This window comes from Luteimonas sp. MC1782, from assembly GCF_014164605.1.
Taxonomy (GTDB): Bacteria; Pseudomonadota; Gammaproteobacteria; order Xanthomonadales; family Xanthomonadaceae; genus Luteimonas.
The window spans coordinates 51,359-65,716 of the sequence record NZ_JACJFT010000002.1; the positions used below are offsets into that span (position 1 = coordinate 51,359).

The following is a 14,358-nucleotide window of genomic DNA, read 5'->3' on the forward strand; positions in this document are numbered from 1 at the left end:
ACCGCGCGGCGTGCTTCGCGCGGCTGTCGGCAGGTCTTCGGACTCGTGGACACGGCGACGGAGGTCCGTCGCCACCTACTTGCCGCTGCTTCCCGGGGCGCGTGCCCCAGTGCATGTCGCGACTTCGTTTCCACCTACCGCTGCGGGGCAGTGCCGGCCTTGGCACACGTTCGAAGAACGCGCGCCGCACCGGCTTCCCTTTTCATCCCGTGGCGCAGGCCGCGGGAACCGACCGGCACAACATAGTGGGGTCGATGAGGGAGGTCAATACAATATGTCGTGGCCTAGTCGCGGTGCTCGCGCGCGAGGTACTCGGCGCTGCGCATCTCCACCAGCCGCGATGCGGTGCGCTCGAACGCACCGCGCAGGCGCTCGCCGGCGTACAGCGCAGGCGGTGCCGCCGCGGCGGTGCACACCAGGTTGACGTTGCGGTCGTACAGCTCGTCGACCAGCGTGACGAAGCGGCGCGCGGCGTCGTCGCGCGTGCCGTCCATGCGCGGGATGCCGCCGAGCAGCACGGTGTGGAACTCGCGCGCGATCTCGATGTAGTCGGCGGCCGCGCGCGGACCCTCGCACAGCGCGGCGAAGTCGAACCAAACCATGCCCTTGCAGCGCGCGCGGGTGGCGATCTTGCGGCCCTCGAGTTCGATCGAGCCGTCGCGGTGGGCATCGTCGCCGCCGAGCGCGTGCCAGCGCGTCTCCAGCCAGGCGTCGCCGCCGTCGTCGAGCGGCGTGCGGTAGACCGGTGAGCGGGTCAGTTCGCGCAGGCGGTAGTCGGTGTCGCTGACCAGCTCCAGCACGTCGCAGTGCTGCTCGAGCAGCGCGATCGCCGGCAGGAAGCGCGCGCGCTGCAGGCCGTCGGCGTACAGCCCCGCGGGCGCGATGTTGGAGGTCGTCACCAGCACGATGCCTTCGGCGAACATCCGCTCCAGCACGCGCGCCAGCAGCATGGCGTCGCCGATGTCGCTGACGAAGAACTCGTCCAGCACCAGCACGCGCAGCGAGCGCCGCCATTCGGCCACGATCGTGGCCAGCGGATCGCGTTCGCCGGAATGCTCGCGCAGGCGCTGGTGGACCACGCGCATGAAGCGGTGGAAGTGGGTGCGGCGCTTGCCGTTGCCGCCCCGCGCGCCGGCGTCGAGCTTGGCGACCGGCAGCGGCAGGTGCTCGTAGAACTGGTCGACCAGGAAGGTCTTGCCGCGGCCCACGCCGCCCCAGAGGTAGAGGCCCCGGGGCGCGCGCTCGCCGGCGCCGAGCAGCCGCGTGAGCAGGGTGCCGCGCCGCCGCGCGAGCAGCGCCGCATGGACGCGGTCGAGCGCCGCGAGTGCCGGCTGCTGGGCCGGGTCATGGCTCCAGTCGCCGCGTTCCACGCCTTCGCGGTAGGCCTGCGACGGCGACATCCCGCCGCCGCCGTCAGTCATTGCCGCCCGGCAGGTGGCGCCGCACGCCACTCTTGATCGCGCCGCGCAGGTCGATCAGCTTGCGATGGAAGAAGTGCGAGGTGTCGGGCATGCGCACCAGCTCGGCCTTGGCCTTGCGCTTGGCCAGCCAGGCATAGACCGCATGCGGATCGACGATCTCGTCGGCCTCGCCCTGCACCACCAGCCACGGCATGGTCGGCAGGGTGATGGCGTCGAAGTTCCAGCTGCGGCCGACTGGCGGCGCGATCGAGACCAGCATCGCCGGCCGCAGTTCGGCCGCCACGGCGAGGCTCACGTAGGCACCGAAGCTGAAGCCCGCCAGCCACAGCTGGTCGGCCGGGCGCTGCGCGCGGACCCAGCCGGCCACCGCGCGCAGGTCGTCGCGCTCGCCGTCGCCCTGGTCGAACGCGCCGGCGGACTGGCCGATGCCGCGGAAATTGAAGCGCACCGTGGTCACGCCCAGCTCGCGCAAGGCGCGCGCCGCCATGGTCACCACCTTGTTGTGCATACTGCCGCCCTCGGTGGGCAGCGGGTGGCAGACCACGGCCACCGCCGGCACCCGGTCGACGTCGTCTTCGGGAATGTCGACGGCCACCTCGAGCGCACCCGCAGGGCCCGGCAGCAGCAGGGCGCCGGAGGCATCGGGGAACGCGGGCAGGGGGCTGGTCATGGGGGAATGATAGGTCCTGGCGCTCAGGGCGTGCGCAGGCGCAGGTCGACGACCACCGGGTCGTGATCCGAGCTTCGCCATGGTTTGACTGCCTGTTCGCCGCCATTGATGGCCTGTTCGGCGGCGTTGTCTGCTTCGTCGGCATTGCTGTGCCACGCGGAGGCGGACAGCAGGCGCGCGGCCAGCGCCGGGCTCAGCAGGGCATGGTCGAGGCGGCCGGCCTGGGCGTCATAGACATAGGTGTACGCCGGGCTGGCGGGCGCGCGGCCGCTGGCGGCGAAGGCGTCCTGCCAGCCGGCGGCGATGAAGTCGCGCACCGGCTCCTCCATCGCGTAGGCATTGAGGTCGCCGAGCACCGCGACCAGCGTGCTGCCGCTGCCGGTGGGATCGCCCGCCAGCCAGTCGCGCAGCTGCGCCCCCGAGGCGCGGCGGGTCGCGTTCCAGCACGACTGGCCGTCGCCCTGGTCGGCATCGCCGGCGCTGGCGTCGCGGCAGCCCTTGGACTTGAAGTGGTTGGCCACGACCACGAACGCGGGGCCGTCGCCGGCGCGGAAGGCCTGCGCCAGCGGCGCGCGGCTGAGTGTCGCGAACGGACCCTCGGCGCGCGTGGCCGGCGCGCCCATCGGGCGCACGCGGTCGGCGCGGTACAGCAGGCCGACGCGGATCGGGTCGCTGCCCGGGCCTTCGCCGGCATCGACGAAGCGCCAGCGCGCGCCGCCCGGGTCGAGGGCGGCGACCAGCTGGGCGAGGCTGGAGCGCGCGTCGTAGCCGTCGTTCTCGACTTCCAGCACCGCGACGATGTCCGCGTCCAGCGCGTCCAGCGCGGCTACCAGGCGCGCCTGCTGCGCCAGGTATTCGCCGGGGGTGCGCGCGCCGCGCGCGGTCGGGAAGCCGCCGCCCGCGCCGTCGCCATTGAACAGGTTCTCGAGGTTGAGGCTGGCCAGGCGCAGCTCGCCGGCCCGCGGCGGCGGCGCGGGGCGCGGCGCCGGACGCAGCGCCGGCAACGCCGCGACCTCCAGCCGCGGGCCGTGCTCGCCGACGCGCAGGGTGCCTTCGACGCCATCGACGATGCCGCCGGCGCGCCAGTCGGCAGGCGCCACCTGCGCCGTCTCGCCCAGGGCCAGCACCAGGCTGCGGCGGCGGTTGCCGGCGGCCAGTGCCTTCGCGTCCACGCCCGGCGTGGCGACTTCGGTGGGCGCGTACAGGCGGCCATCGAAGGCCACCACGACCTCACCGTTGCGCGCCAGGCGATGGTTGCCACTGACCACCAGTGGCGCGGCGATGCGGATCCGCTGGCCGTCATGCACCCGCCAGTCCGCCGGCGGTGTGACCAGTACGCTGGCCGCGTCGGTGGCCGCGGGGCGCGGCGCGATGCTGCCGCATCCGGCGGCGGTCGCCAGCAGGGCGGCGGCGAACAGCACGCCGGGAAGGGGCTTGGACAGGCTGCGCATGGCGACTCCGGCGGGGTGAGCGAACGATCGTGGTGGGGCGGAAACGACAACGCCGCCCGGAGGCGGCGTTGTTGGCAGGCGGGTCCCGCTTACTCGAGGTTCGCGACCATCCAGTCCACGGTGGCGATGACCTGTTCGTCGGTCAGCGCCGGGTTGCCACCCTTGGCGGGCATCATGCCGGCGTTGCCGGTGAAGCCCTCGATGGCGTGGCGATGCAGCATGTCGGCACCCTGGGCGATGCGCGCCGCCCAGGCCGCACGCTCCAGCTTGGGCGCGCCACCGGCACCGGAGCCGTGGCAGCCGGCGCACAGGTTCTGGTTGATCACCGCGCCGTCGAGCGTGCCGCCGTAGGCGACCTGCGCGGTGGCGGCGGCAGCCGCGGCGGCCGAGGCCGCGGCCTGTGCGGCGGCACCGGTGGAGCCGGCATACACGGCGCTGATCGGCGCGATGCGCTCCGCGGTGCGCTTGGAAATGGACGGGTCGACGTCCACCTCGAGGCTGTGGTGCAGGAAGTACGATCCCACCATCAGGCCGAAGGTGACCAGGGTCAGGAAGAGCAGCACCAGGGAGAATTTCTTCAGGAAATCGAGGTCGTAATTGCGCACGGAGCACCTTTCGCGCGTGGCGGGCGGCCACAGCTGGGCCGGATTATAGAACAGAGCCCATGCCATTGCCGCAGCGCCGGGGCCCGCGCTACCGTGGATGCGGTTGTGCTCTTTCGTGCAGGCAGGATGCTATGCCCAAGACAGTGGCGCCGGATGGTGCCAAACCCCGGCCCACGCCGCCGCAGCGACGCACGCAGGCGCAACGCCGTGACGAGACGCGCAGCCGGATCCTCGTGGCGGCGGTCAACGAGCTGACCAGCAAGGGCTATGCCGGCTTCCGCGTCAACGAGGTGGCCATCGCGGCCGGCGTGTCGAAGGGCGCGCAGACCCATCATTTCCCCACCAAGCAGAGCCTGGTGATCGCGGCGGTGCGCCGCGCGTACGAGGATTCGCATGCCGGCAGCATGCGCCTGGTCGGCGCGATCAGGCCGGGCAGCGATGTGTTCGCGGCGCTGGTCAAGGATTCGGAACAGTTCTATCTCGGCCCGACCTTCGCGATCTCGATCACCATGATGGGGCTCGGCGACTACGAGCCGGAGCTGCGCAGGCAGGTGCAACTGGTCTCGCGCAGGTTCCGCCTGCCGATCGAGGGCGAGTGGCTGCGGGCCTTGTGTGCGTCGGGCATGCCGGAAGACACCGCGCGCACCGTGCTCTATCTCACCCACAACATCTATCGCGGCATCGTGATCCGCCGCCTGATGCGCCATGAGCCAAAGTACGCGCGCTACTCGACCAGCGCCTGGGCCAGGCTTGCCCGCGGGCTGATCGAATCCGGGCTCGGCAAGGTTGCAACGCCGGCGTGACGCGGCTGCATGGTGCTCGCGCGTGGGGCCCGTGCGAAGGCCGGGGATGCCGCGAATGGTGCGCCTGGAGGGATTCGAACCCCCGACCAATGGCTTCGGAAGCCACTACTCTATCCGGCTGAGCTACAGGCGCGCAGTGCGGCATTTTCCACTATCGCGCCGCGCGAAGCGAGCGCCCGGCCGGAACGCCCCGGTGACGGAGCCAGCGCCGTCGCATCGGCACCCGGCGGTACCATGCCCGCCATGTCCTACGAACGCTTCGACCCGCAACCCGCCACCACGCCCGGCTGGCGCACGCGCCTGGGCCTGTACTGGCGGCTGATGCGCGCCGACCGCCCGATCGGCTGGCTGCTGTTGCTGTGGCCGACATGGTGGGCGCTGTGGATCGCCGCCGAGGGCGTGCCGCCGCTGTGGACGCTGGTGGTGTTCAGCGCCGGCGTATGGCTGACACGCGCGGCCGGCTGCGTGGTCAACGACTACGCCGACCGCTGGCTGGACCCGCATGTCGAGCGCACGCGTGGGCGGCCGATGGCGACCGGCGCGGTTTCCGGGCGCGAGGCGCTTGCACTGTTCGCGGTGCTGATGCTCGTCGCGTTCGCGCTGGTGCTGACGATGAACCGCCTGACCATCCTGCTCAGCGGGGTGGGGCTGTTCCTGGCGGCGACCTACCCCTATCTCAAGCGCCACACGCACCTGCCGCAGGTGTACCTGGGCATGTCCTTCGGCTGGGGCATCCCGATGGCGTTCGCCGCGGTGCAGGGCGAAGTGCCGGCGGTGGCCTGGGTGCTGTACGTCGCCAACATCTTCTGGTCGACCGCCTACGACACCTGGTACGCGATGGTCGACCGCGACGACGACATCAAGGTGGGCTCGAAGTCGACCGCGATCCTGTTCGGTGACCTCGACCTGGTGGCGCAGGGCGTGCTGTACGCGCTGGCGTTCTCGGCGCTGGCCCTGGTCGGACGGCAGGCGGGGCTGGGCCGGTTCTATTGGGCGGGGCTGGGCGTCGGCCTGTTGCTGGTGGCGTACGAGTTCTGGATTGCCCGCCATCGCCAGCGCGAGCCCTGCTTCCGCGCGTTCCTGCACAACCACTGGGTGGGCATGGCGGTGTTCGCGGGCATTGCCGCGGACTTCGCGTTGCGGCGCCCGGGCTGAGCGTCGTGGAACGCGCGCCCGCTCCGCCGCCGCCACCCGATCACGTGCAGCGCCCGTCGGCGCTGTCGGCCATGCGCTATCCGGTATTCCGCAAGGTCTGGCTGGCCAGCGCCTCGTCCAACTTCGGCGGCATGATCCAGTCGGTCGGCGCGTCGTGGCTGATGATCTCGATCGCGGAGTCGGCCGACATGGTCGCGCTGGTGCAGGCTTCGATCGCGCTGCCGGTGATGCTGTTCTCGCTGGTGGCCGGCGCGATGGCCGACAGCTTCGACAGGCGCAAGATGATGCTGGGCGCGCAGCTGTTCATGCTGCTGGTGTCGGTGGCGCTGGCGCTGTGCACCTGGTCGGGGCTGATCACGCCGTGGCTGCTGCTGCTGTTCACCTTCCTGATCGGCTGCGGCGCGGCGTTCAACGCGCCGGCCTGGCAGGCGTCGGTCGGCGACATGGTGCCGCGCGTGGAACTGCCGGGCGCGGTGGCCCTCAACAGCATGGGCTTCAACATCGCGCGCAGCGTGGGGCCGGCGCTCGGCGGTGCGATCGTCGCCGCCGCCGGTGCCGCCGCGGCATTCGCGGTGAATGCCGTCAGCTACATCGCGCTGATCGTGGTGCTGGCGCGCTGGCGCCGGCCCGCCGAGCCACGCCTGCTGCCGCGGGAAACCCTGGGCGTGGCGATCGCCGCGGGCATCCGCTACGTCGCGATGTCACCCGCCATCCGCACCGTGCTGGTGCGCAGCGCCGTGTTCGGCGTCGGCGCCAGCGCGGTCATGGCACTGATGCCGCTGGTGGCTAGGGACCTGGTCGCCGGCGGCCCGCTGACCTATGGCCTGCTGCTCGGTGCGTTCGGCGTGGGTGCGATCGCCGGCGCGATGGGCAGTGCGCACCTGCGCCAGCGCCTGACAACCGAGTCGCTGGTCCGTTGTGCCTGCGTTGCCTTCGCGGTGGCCGCGGCAGGTGCGGCGATGAGCACGTGGCTGCCGCTGACCATGGCGGCGCTGCTGCTTGGCGGTGCGGCGTGGGTGCTGGCCATGTCGACCTTCAACGTCACGGTGCAGCTGTCCACCCCGCGCTGGGTCGTGGCGCGCGCGCTGTCGCTGTACCAGATGGCGGCGTTCGGCGGCATGGCGACCGGCAGCTGGCTGTGGGGTTCCGTGGCCGCGCGCGACGACGTGCGCACGGCGCTGCTCGGCGCGGCGGTGGTCATGCTCGCCTGTGCGGCGCTTGGCCGCTGGCTGCCACTGGCAAAACTGACCGAACTCAACCTCGATCCCTTGCGCCGCTGGCAGGAGCCCGCCACCGCGGTCCCGGTGCAGCCGCGCACCGGTCCGGTGGTGATCACCATCGAGTACGTGATCCGCGAACAGGACGTGCTGGAGTTCCTCGGTGCAATGGCGGAACGGCGGCGCATCCGCCGCCGCGACGGCGCCCGTAACTGGCGGGTGCTGCGCGATCTCGCCGATCCGCAGGTGTGGATCGAGCGCTACGAGACATCCACCTGGCTTGAGTACATCCGCCACAACAGTCGCCTCACCCACGACGACGCGACCATTCCCGAACACCTGCGTGCGCTGCACCAGGGGCCGGGGGCGCCCCGGGTGCGGCGGATGATCGAGCGCCAGACCTCCGCGCTGCACACGGTGGCCAGCGCCGGGTCATCGGCGATCGGCGAAACGCTGATCGATCCGAACCGGTCCCCCTAGGTGCGGCACCCGGCGCGCGGCGCTCACGGCACCCGGGCCGCGACCCAGGCGTCGACCCGGGCCACGCCGGCCCGGCGCAGGGCGATCGCGGCGGCATGCAGGGTGGCACCGGTGGTCATGACGTCGTCCACCAGGGCGACGTGCCGCGGCAGCGCGCCGCCCGACGGCTGCGCCGCGAATGCGCCACGCAGGTTGCGCCGGCGGTCGTCGGCATGCAGCCGCGACTGCGGCGTGGTGGCACGCGCGCGCAGCAGCAGGCCGTCGCACAGCGGCAGCGCCAACGCGCGCCCCAGCGGCCGTGCAAGCTCCAGCGCCTGGTCGTAGCCGCGTTCGCGCAGGCGCGCGCGGTGCAGCGGAATCGGCAGCAGCGCGTCCGGCCGCGGCAGCGACGCGAACGCGCCGGCCATCGCCGCCGACAGCAGCCGGCCCGCGGCAAGGTCGCGGTGGAACTTGAAGCGCGGCAGCAGCCGGTCGAGGGGGAAGGCGTAGACGAATGCGGCGTGGGCGGTATCGAGCGGGGGTGGCTGGCGGAGGCAGGCGGCGCAGGGCGCGGCCGGTGGGCCAGGCGCCGCGCAGCGCGGGCAGGCCAGGCGGTTCCACGGCAGCGCGGCGGCACAGGGCTGGCACAGGTCGCGCCGGCCGTTGGCCAGCTCGCCGCAGACGAGGCAGCGCGGCGCCCACAGGCTGCGGCCCATGCGCGCAAGCCAGCCGTCAACCGCGGTGGCCGGGCTGCGGTTGACAGGCGCAGGCATGGTTTCCAGACTGCCGGGTCCGCAATACGTGCGCCCTCAGGACTCCGCCATGCCCGACGTCAGCGACTTCCGCGCCAGTGACGCCGCCATTCCGCGCCACGACTGGTCGCGGAGCGAGGTCGAGGCCCTGCTGGACCTGCCGTTCACCGAGCTGCTGCACCGCGCCTCGAGCGTCCACCGGCTGCATTTCGATCCCGCCGAAGTCCAGGTCAGCACCCTGCTGTCGGTGAAGACCGGTGGCTGCCCCGAGGACTGCGCCTACTGCCCGCAGGCGCAGCGCTACGACACCGGCGTCGACGCGCAGAAGCTGATGGAAACCGAGGCGGTGATGGAGAAGGCGCGCCAGGCCAAGGCCGCCGGCGCCTCGCGCTTCTGCATGGGCGCGGCGTGGCGCTCGCCGAAGGACCGCGACATCCCCAAGGTCGCCGAGATGATCGCCGGCGTGAAGGCGCTCGGCCTGGAGACCTGCGCCACGCTCGGCATGCTCACCGGCACGCAGGCGCAGGCGCTGAAGATGGCCGGGCTGGACTACTACAACCACAACATCGATACCGATCCCGAGCACTACGGCAACATCATCCACACCCGCGAGCTGCAGGACCGCTTCGACACGCTCGGCCACGTGCGCGATGCCGGGCTGAAGACCTGCTGCGGCGGGATCGTCGGCATGGGCGAGTCGCGGCGCCAGCGCGCCGGCCTGCTGCAGACGCTGGCGACCATGCCGGCGCACCCGGATTCGGTGCCGATCAACCGCCTGGTGCAGGTGGAAGGCACGCCGTTGCACGGCACCGCCGAGCTCGATCCGTTCGAGTTCGTGCGCACGATCGCGGCGGCGCGCATCCTCATGCCGAAGTCGATGGTGCGGCTGTCCGCCGGCCGCGAGCAGATGAGCGACGAGCTGCAGGCGCTGTGTTTCGCCGCCGGCGCCAATTCGATCTTCCACGGCGACAAGCTGCTGACCACCGGCAACCCAGATACCGCACACGACGAAGCGCTGTTCGCGCGCCTCGGCCTGCGCGCGATGGCGGTCACCGTGGACGCACCCGACCATGACCACGGCGGCACCGTGCATGCCGACATCGTCGCCTGCCAGCCGCGGAGGCAGGCCGTTGGCTGAGCAGCGCCCCGACCTGCGCCGGCGCGTGCAGTCGCTGCGCGCGGACGCACTGGCCGACGACCTGGTGCGGCGCCGCCGCGTGGTGGGCCGCCGCGACGGCGTGCGCCTGGAAGTCGACGGCCGCTGGCTGCTGAACTTCTGCGGCAACGACTACCTCGGCCTGGCCCAGCAGTTCCAGGTCGTGGACGCGCTGCAGAACGCGGCCTCGCGTGACGGCGCCGGTGGCGTGTCCTCGCACCTGGTCTGCGGCCACCACGTGGCGCATGACGCGCTGGAGCGCGAGGTCGCCGACTGGCTTGGCACCCCGCGCGCGCTGCTGTTCGGCAGTGGTTACCTCGCCAACCTCGCGGTGCAGCAGGCGCTGCTGGGCGATGACGATGCCTGCGTGCAGGACCGCCTCAATCACGCCAGCCTGATCGACGCCTCGCGCCTGGCCGGCTGCCGCCTGCGCCGCTACCCGCATGCCGATGCCGAAGGTGCGCTGCGGCAGCTGAAGACCGTGCCGGCTGGCGCGGCGATGCTCGCCACCGACGGCGTCTTCAGCATGGACGGCGACGTCGCGCCGCTGCGCCAGCTGGCGCTGGCCGCGCGCATGCAGTCGGCGCTGCTGTATGTCGACGATGCGCATGGCGTGGGCGTGCTTGGCCCGGGCGGGCGCGGCAGCGTCGCCGAAGCGAAGCTGGGCGTCGAAGAAGTGCCGCTGCAACTGGCCACGCTAGGCAAGGCGCTCGGCGGCTACGGTGCCGTGGTCGCCGGCGATGCGGATCTCATCGAACACCTGGCCGGTACCGCGCGGCCGTACCTGTACACCACCGCGCTGCCACCGGCGCAGGCCGCGGCCTCGCTGGCCGCGGTCAAGCTGGCGCGCCGCGAGCACTGGCGCCGCGACAAGCTTGCCGCGCACGTGCAGCGCTTCCGCGACGGTGCGCGCCGCGCAGGCCTGCAGCTGCTGCCGTCCGACACCCCGATCCAGCCGGTGCTCTGTGGCGGCAACGCCCGAGCGCTGGACATGGCCGCACGCCTCGAGGCCGACGGCATCTGGGTGGCCGCGATCCGCCCGCCGACGGTGCCCGAAGGCCGCGCACGCCTGCGGGTCACGCTGAGTACGGTCCACCTCGACGGGCAGGTGGATGCGCTGGTGGAGGCGCTGGCGCGCGCGCGCGACCACGTCGACGCGTTGCACCTGGCCTGATCGGCGTGCCGGCGCATGCGTCCGCCCCCAGCCGCCCGCTGGCCGCCGTCGGCATCGGGCTGGCATCGGCCCTGTTCTTCACCATGACCTACGTGCTCAATCGCGCCGCGGTGGGCGGGGGCGGTGACTGGACGTGGACGGCGGCGCTGCGCTACCTCATCACCTTGCCGCTGCTGCTGCCGCTGATGCCGTGGATGGGCGGCATGGGGCCGGTGGGGCGCGCGCTGCGCGCGCATCCCTGGGCATGGCTGCGCTGCAGCGCGATCGGCTTCGTGGCGTTCTGCGTGCTGCTGACGTTCGCGGCGTCCAGCGGGCCGTCGTGGCTGGTCGCCGGCACCTTCCAGTTCACCGTGATCGCCGGAATGCTGTGCGCGCCCTTCCTCTACAGCGATGCGCGCCGGCGCATCCCGCGGGCGGCACTGCTGGTGGCCGCGCTGATCTTCACCGGCGTGCTGCTGCTGCAGGTCGGCTACGGCGGCGGCGCGATCGACCGCGCCGGCTGGATCGCGCTGGCCTGCGTGCTGGGCGCGGCATTCGCCTATCCGCTCGGCAACCGCCTGTTGCTGCTGCACCTCGAGCGCAGCGGCGAAACGCTCAACGCGGCGCAGCGCGTGTTCGGCATGACGCTTGCCAGCCAGCCGCTGTGGTGGCTGGTGGCGGCCTGGGCCTGGACGCGCAGCGGCGCGCCGCCGATGGACCAGGTCTGGCTGGCCGCCGGCGTGGCGCTCAGCGCCGGCGTGATCGCCACCATCCTGTTCTTCCAGGCCACCGGCATGGTGCGCAACAACCCGACCGCGCTCGGCGCGGTCGAGGCGATGCAGGCCGCCGAGCTGCTGTTCGCGATCGGCATCGGTGCGTGGCTGCTGGGCGAGCCGCTGCCGGGCGCACTTGGGCTGTGGGGCGCCGCGCTGATCGTGGCCGGCATCGTCGCCTTCGCCTGGGTGGTGGCGCGGCCGCAGGCCGGCAGTCCGCGCCGCGCGCAGGCACTGCGCGGGGACAAGGGCGCATGAGCGGCGAGCTGCACATCGAAGTCGTGGGCCAGGGCGCGCCGCTGGTGCTGCTGCACGGCTGGGCGATGCACGGCGGCGTGTTCGCGCCGCTGGTGGCGCGCCTCGAGGACCGCTTCACCCTGCACGTGGTGGACCTGCCCGGGCACGGCCGCAGCCGCGACAGTACGGTCGCGCTCGCGCCGGAAGCCTGCGCCGCCGCGATCGCCGCGCGGGTGCCGGTGGCGCCGTGGCTGGGCTGGTCGCTGGGCGGCATGGTCGCGCTGCACGCCGCATCCACGCGCCCGGAGCGCGTGCCGGCGCTGGCGATGGTGTGCTCGGCGCCGCGCTTCGTGCGCGACCCGGACGCCGCCGGCGACGACGATGGCCGCTTCGGCATGTCGGCGGAGATCTTCGCCGGTTTCGCGCGCGGCCTGCGCGAGGATTACCACGGCACGCTCGACCGCTTCATCGCGCTGGAAGCGTTCGGCTCGGACGACCCCAGGGGCGAGCTTCGCGCCCTGCGCGCGGAACTGTTCGTGCGCGGCGAGCCGCCGGCGGCGGCGCTGGCCGACGGCCTCGACCTGCTCGGCAGCGTCGACCAGCGCGCCCTGCTGCCGACGCTGCGCGTGCCCAGCCTGTGGCTGGCCGGGCGCCGCGATCGCGTGGTCGACCCGCGCGCGATGCGCGCCGCAGCGGCGCGCACGCCGGGCGCGCGCTTCGTCCAGGTCGAACACGGCGGCCACGCACCGTTCCTCACCCATGCCGACGAAGTCGCGGCCGCGATCGCCGGATTCCTTGATGCCGTCGGTGCGATGCCCGGCCACGTTGCGATCGACCGCGCCGCATCAGACTCCGAACCAATGCCATGACCGACACCTTCGATACCCGCCAGGTGCGCCGCGCCTTCTCGCGCGCCGCCGCCGGCTACGGCGCCGCGGCGGCGCTGCAGCGCGACGTGGAATCGCGGCTCATGGAATCGCTGGAATACCTCGGCGAGCGCGTGCCCGACACGGTGGTCGATGTCGGCAGCGGGCCAGGCAGCGCCGCGCTGGCGCTGCGCGCGCGCTGGCCCAAGGCGCGCGTGCTCGCCATCGACCTCGCCCTGCCGATGCTCCACCAGCTGGCACCGCGCCGCGGCTGGAACCCGCTGCAGCGCCGCATCGACCGCGTCTGCGCCGATGCGCGCCTGCTGCCGCTGGCCGACAACAGCGTCGACCTGCTGTTCAGCAACCTGTGCGTGCAGTGGGTGGACGACCTCGACGCGCTGTTTGCCGGCTTCCGCCGCGTGCTGCGCCCGGGCGGGATGCTGCTGTGCTCGACGTTCGGCCCCGACACCCTGCATGAGCTGCGTGCGGCGTTCGCGGCGGCCGACGACGAGGCGCACGTGTCGCCGTTCGTGCCGATCGCGGGCTTTGGTGACGCGCTGATGCGGGCGGGCTTCCGCGATCCGGTGCTCGACCGCGAGGTCGAAGTGCACGGCCACCATGACATGCCGGCCCTGATGCGCGAACTGCGCGCGCTGGGCGCGACCAATGCGCTGGCCGGCCGGCGGCGCGCGCTCACCGGGCGCGGGCGCTTTGCCGCGGCGCAGGCTGCGTACGAAGAGTGGCGCGGCGCTGACAACCTGCTGCCGGCCACCTGGGAAACAATCACCGCGATGGCCTGGTCGCCCGCGCACGGCGCGCCGATCCGCGAGGCCGGCGCCGAGATCGCGCGCTTCCCGGCGAGCGGCATCCCGGTGCGCCGCCGCACCGCGTGAGCCGCGGGTTCAGCGAACGCACACCGGCGCTGCCTACACTCCGCGGATGAGCAACCACACATCCCGCAACATCGCGGTGCGCAACGCGCGCGTCGCAACCGGCACCCTCGCCGCCCGCGCACCGCGCCGGTCGCTGCGCCGGTTCGCCGGCCACGCCGCCGTGGCCGTGCTGCTGGCCGGCGCCGCCTCAACCGCCAGCGCGCAGCGCTACAACATCGACCTGTCGCGGATCGATGCCAGCCAGGTGCTGGCGCTGGGCGAGGACGTGCTGCTGCGCGCGCCGGATGCGGCCATCGACCGGCTGTTCCATGCCGTGCACGCCAGTTCGCGCCTGCCCGATGAATCGCAGGCGCTGTGCGCGCTGTTCGAACCCGACGCGGCGCGCGATGTCCCCGCGTTCCAGCGCACGGTCGACCGCCTCGGCAGCGCCAGCCGCGAGCGCTTCGCGCTCGCCTTCACCGACGTCGCACTCGCCGGCCTGCAGGGCCAGCCGCAGCCCTATGATCCGGTGCAGGCGCGGCAGGTACTGAAGTCCGCGGCGGTCAGCGCGACCTTCCTGCATGACGGCTTCATGGCCGGGTTGATGTCCGAAGGCCGCGATGCCGCCAGCCGCGAGGCGCGCTGCCGTTCGTTCCGCTGGCTGGTGGGCGTGCTGGTCGACGTGCCGCTGGCCGAGCGTGCCGCGGCGACCCGCTGGCTGCTGCGCGAGGGCCTGACGCTGGTGTCCGCGGCGCCCTGAGCGGGCAA

General features: G+C 72.7%; 14 protein-coding genes, 1 tRNA gene and 1 riboswitch. Of the genes, 9 read left to right on the forward strand and 6 right to left on the reverse strand.

The window, feature by feature from the left end:
• Positions 1-10: 10 nt before the first annotated feature.
• Positions 11-248, reverse strand: a riboswitch (cobalamin riboswitch).
• Between the two features lie 36 nt (positions 249-284).
• The 4 genes from zapE to H5368_RS09710 all read right to left on the reverse strand — a co-directional run bounded on the left by zapE (position 285) and on the right by H5368_RS09710 (position 4,147).
• Positions 285-1,400 carry a cell division protein ZapE gene (gene zapE / locus H5368_RS09695; RefSeq protein WP_182825225.1) on the reverse strand — a complete coding sequence of 372 codons (1,116 nt, stop codon included), beginning with the start codon at positions 1,398-1,400 and terminating at the stop codon, positions 285-287.
• A 13-nt stretch (positions 1,401-1,413) separates the two neighbouring features.
• Complete coding sequence (locus tag H5368_RS09700; protein WP_182824072.1) at positions 1,414-2,091, reverse strand: alpha/beta fold hydrolase; 678 nt, start codon at positions 2,089-2,091, stop codon at positions 1,414-1,416.
• Between the two features lie 23 nt (positions 2,092-2,114).
• On the reverse strand, positions 2,115-3,542 hold the full coding sequence (locus tag H5368_RS09705) for an ExeM/NucH family extracellular endonuclease (protein WP_182824074.1): 1,428 nt from the start codon (positions 3,540-3,542) through the stop codon (positions 2,115-2,117).
• Positions 3,543-3,631: 89 nt separating this feature from the next.
• Positions 3,632-4,147, reverse strand: a complete 516-nt coding sequence (locus H5368_RS09710) for a c-type cytochrome (RefSeq protein ID WP_182824076.1) — start codon at positions 4,145-4,147, stop codon at positions 3,632-3,634.
• 131 nt (positions 4,148-4,278) lie between these two features.
• Between H5368_RS09710 and H5368_RS09715 the strand changes: the two genes are divergently transcribed.
• Positions 4,279-4,950 carry a TetR/AcrR family transcriptional regulator gene (locus H5368_RS09715; RefSeq protein WP_182824078.1) on the forward strand — a complete coding sequence of 224 codons (672 nt, stop codon included), beginning with the start codon at positions 4,279-4,281 and terminating at the stop codon, positions 4,948-4,950.
• A 56-nt stretch (positions 4,951-5,006) separates the two neighbouring features.
• Here H5368_RS09715 and H5368_RS09720 read toward each other — a convergent pair.
• Positions 5,007-5,083: transfer RNA gene (locus H5368_RS09720), tRNA-Arg, on the reverse strand.
• Between the two features lie 101 nt (positions 5,084-5,184).
• Between H5368_RS09720 and ubiA the strand changes: the two genes are divergently transcribed.
• Positions 5,185-6,105: a 4-hydroxybenzoate octaprenyltransferase gene (ubiA, locus tag H5368_RS09725; RefSeq protein ID WP_182824080.1), complete on the forward strand. Its 921-nt coding sequence runs from the start codon at positions 5,185-5,187 to the stop codon at positions 6,103-6,105.
• 5 nt (positions 6,106-6,110) lie between these two features.
• Positions 6,111-7,802 (forward strand): MFS transporter, encoded by a 1,692-nt coding sequence (locus H5368_RS09730; RefSeq protein WP_220486624.1) that lies wholly within the window; start codon positions 6,111-6,113, stop codon positions 7,800-7,802.
• A gap of 23 nt (positions 7,803-7,825) precedes the next feature.
• Here H5368_RS09730 and H5368_RS09735 read toward each other — a convergent pair whose 3' ends face one another.
• Positions 7,826-8,554: a ComF family protein gene (locus tag H5368_RS09735; protein ID WP_182824082.1), complete on the reverse strand. Its 729-nt coding sequence runs from the start codon at positions 8,552-8,554 to the stop codon at positions 7,826-7,828.
• A gap of 49 nt (positions 8,555-8,603) precedes the next feature.
• On the opposite strand from H5368_RS09735, the gene bioB reads away from it, so the two are divergent.
• The 6 genes from bioB to H5368_RS09765 are packed head-to-tail and all read left to right on the forward strand — an operon-like array spanning position 8,604 to position 14,350.
• Positions 8,604-9,671: a biotin synthase BioB gene (gene bioB / locus H5368_RS09740; protein WP_182824084.1), complete on the forward strand. Its 1,068-nt coding sequence runs from the start codon at positions 8,604-8,606 to the stop codon at positions 9,669-9,671.
• Positions 9,664-10,863 (forward strand): 8-amino-7-oxononanoate synthase, encoded by a 1,200-nt coding sequence (gene bioF / locus H5368_RS09745; protein WP_223877980.1) that lies wholly within the window; start codon positions 9,664-9,666, stop codon positions 10,861-10,863. Before bioB ends, bioF begins: the two co-directional genes overlap by 8 nt.
• 5 nt (positions 10,864-10,868) lie before the next feature.
• Positions 10,869-11,873, forward strand: a complete 1,005-nt coding sequence (locus H5368_RS09750) for a multidrug resistance efflux transporter family protein (protein WP_182824088.1) — start codon at positions 10,869-10,871, stop codon at positions 11,871-11,873.
• A gap of 8 nt (positions 11,874-11,881) precedes the next feature.
• Positions 11,882-12,721, forward strand: coding sequence for a pimeloyl-ACP methyl ester esterase BioH (gene bioH, locus H5368_RS09755; RefSeq protein WP_182825228.1), 840 nt, complete (start codon positions 11,882-11,884; stop codon positions 12,719-12,721).
• The gene (gene bioC / locus H5368_RS09760; protein WP_182824090.1) at positions 12,718-13,611 is read left to right on the forward strand and encodes a malonyl-ACP O-methyltransferase BioC; all 894 of its coding nucleotides are present in this window, start codon (positions 12,718-12,720) and stop codon (positions 13,609-13,611) included. The genes bioH and bioC overlap by 4 nt, the downstream gene beginning before the upstream one ends.
• A gap of 46 nt (positions 13,612-13,657) precedes the next feature.
• Positions 13,658-14,350, forward strand: coding sequence for a hypothetical protein (locus H5368_RS09765; protein WP_182824092.1), 693 nt, complete (start codon positions 13,658-13,660; stop codon positions 14,348-14,350).
• Positions 14,351-14,358: the final 8 nt, after the last annotated feature.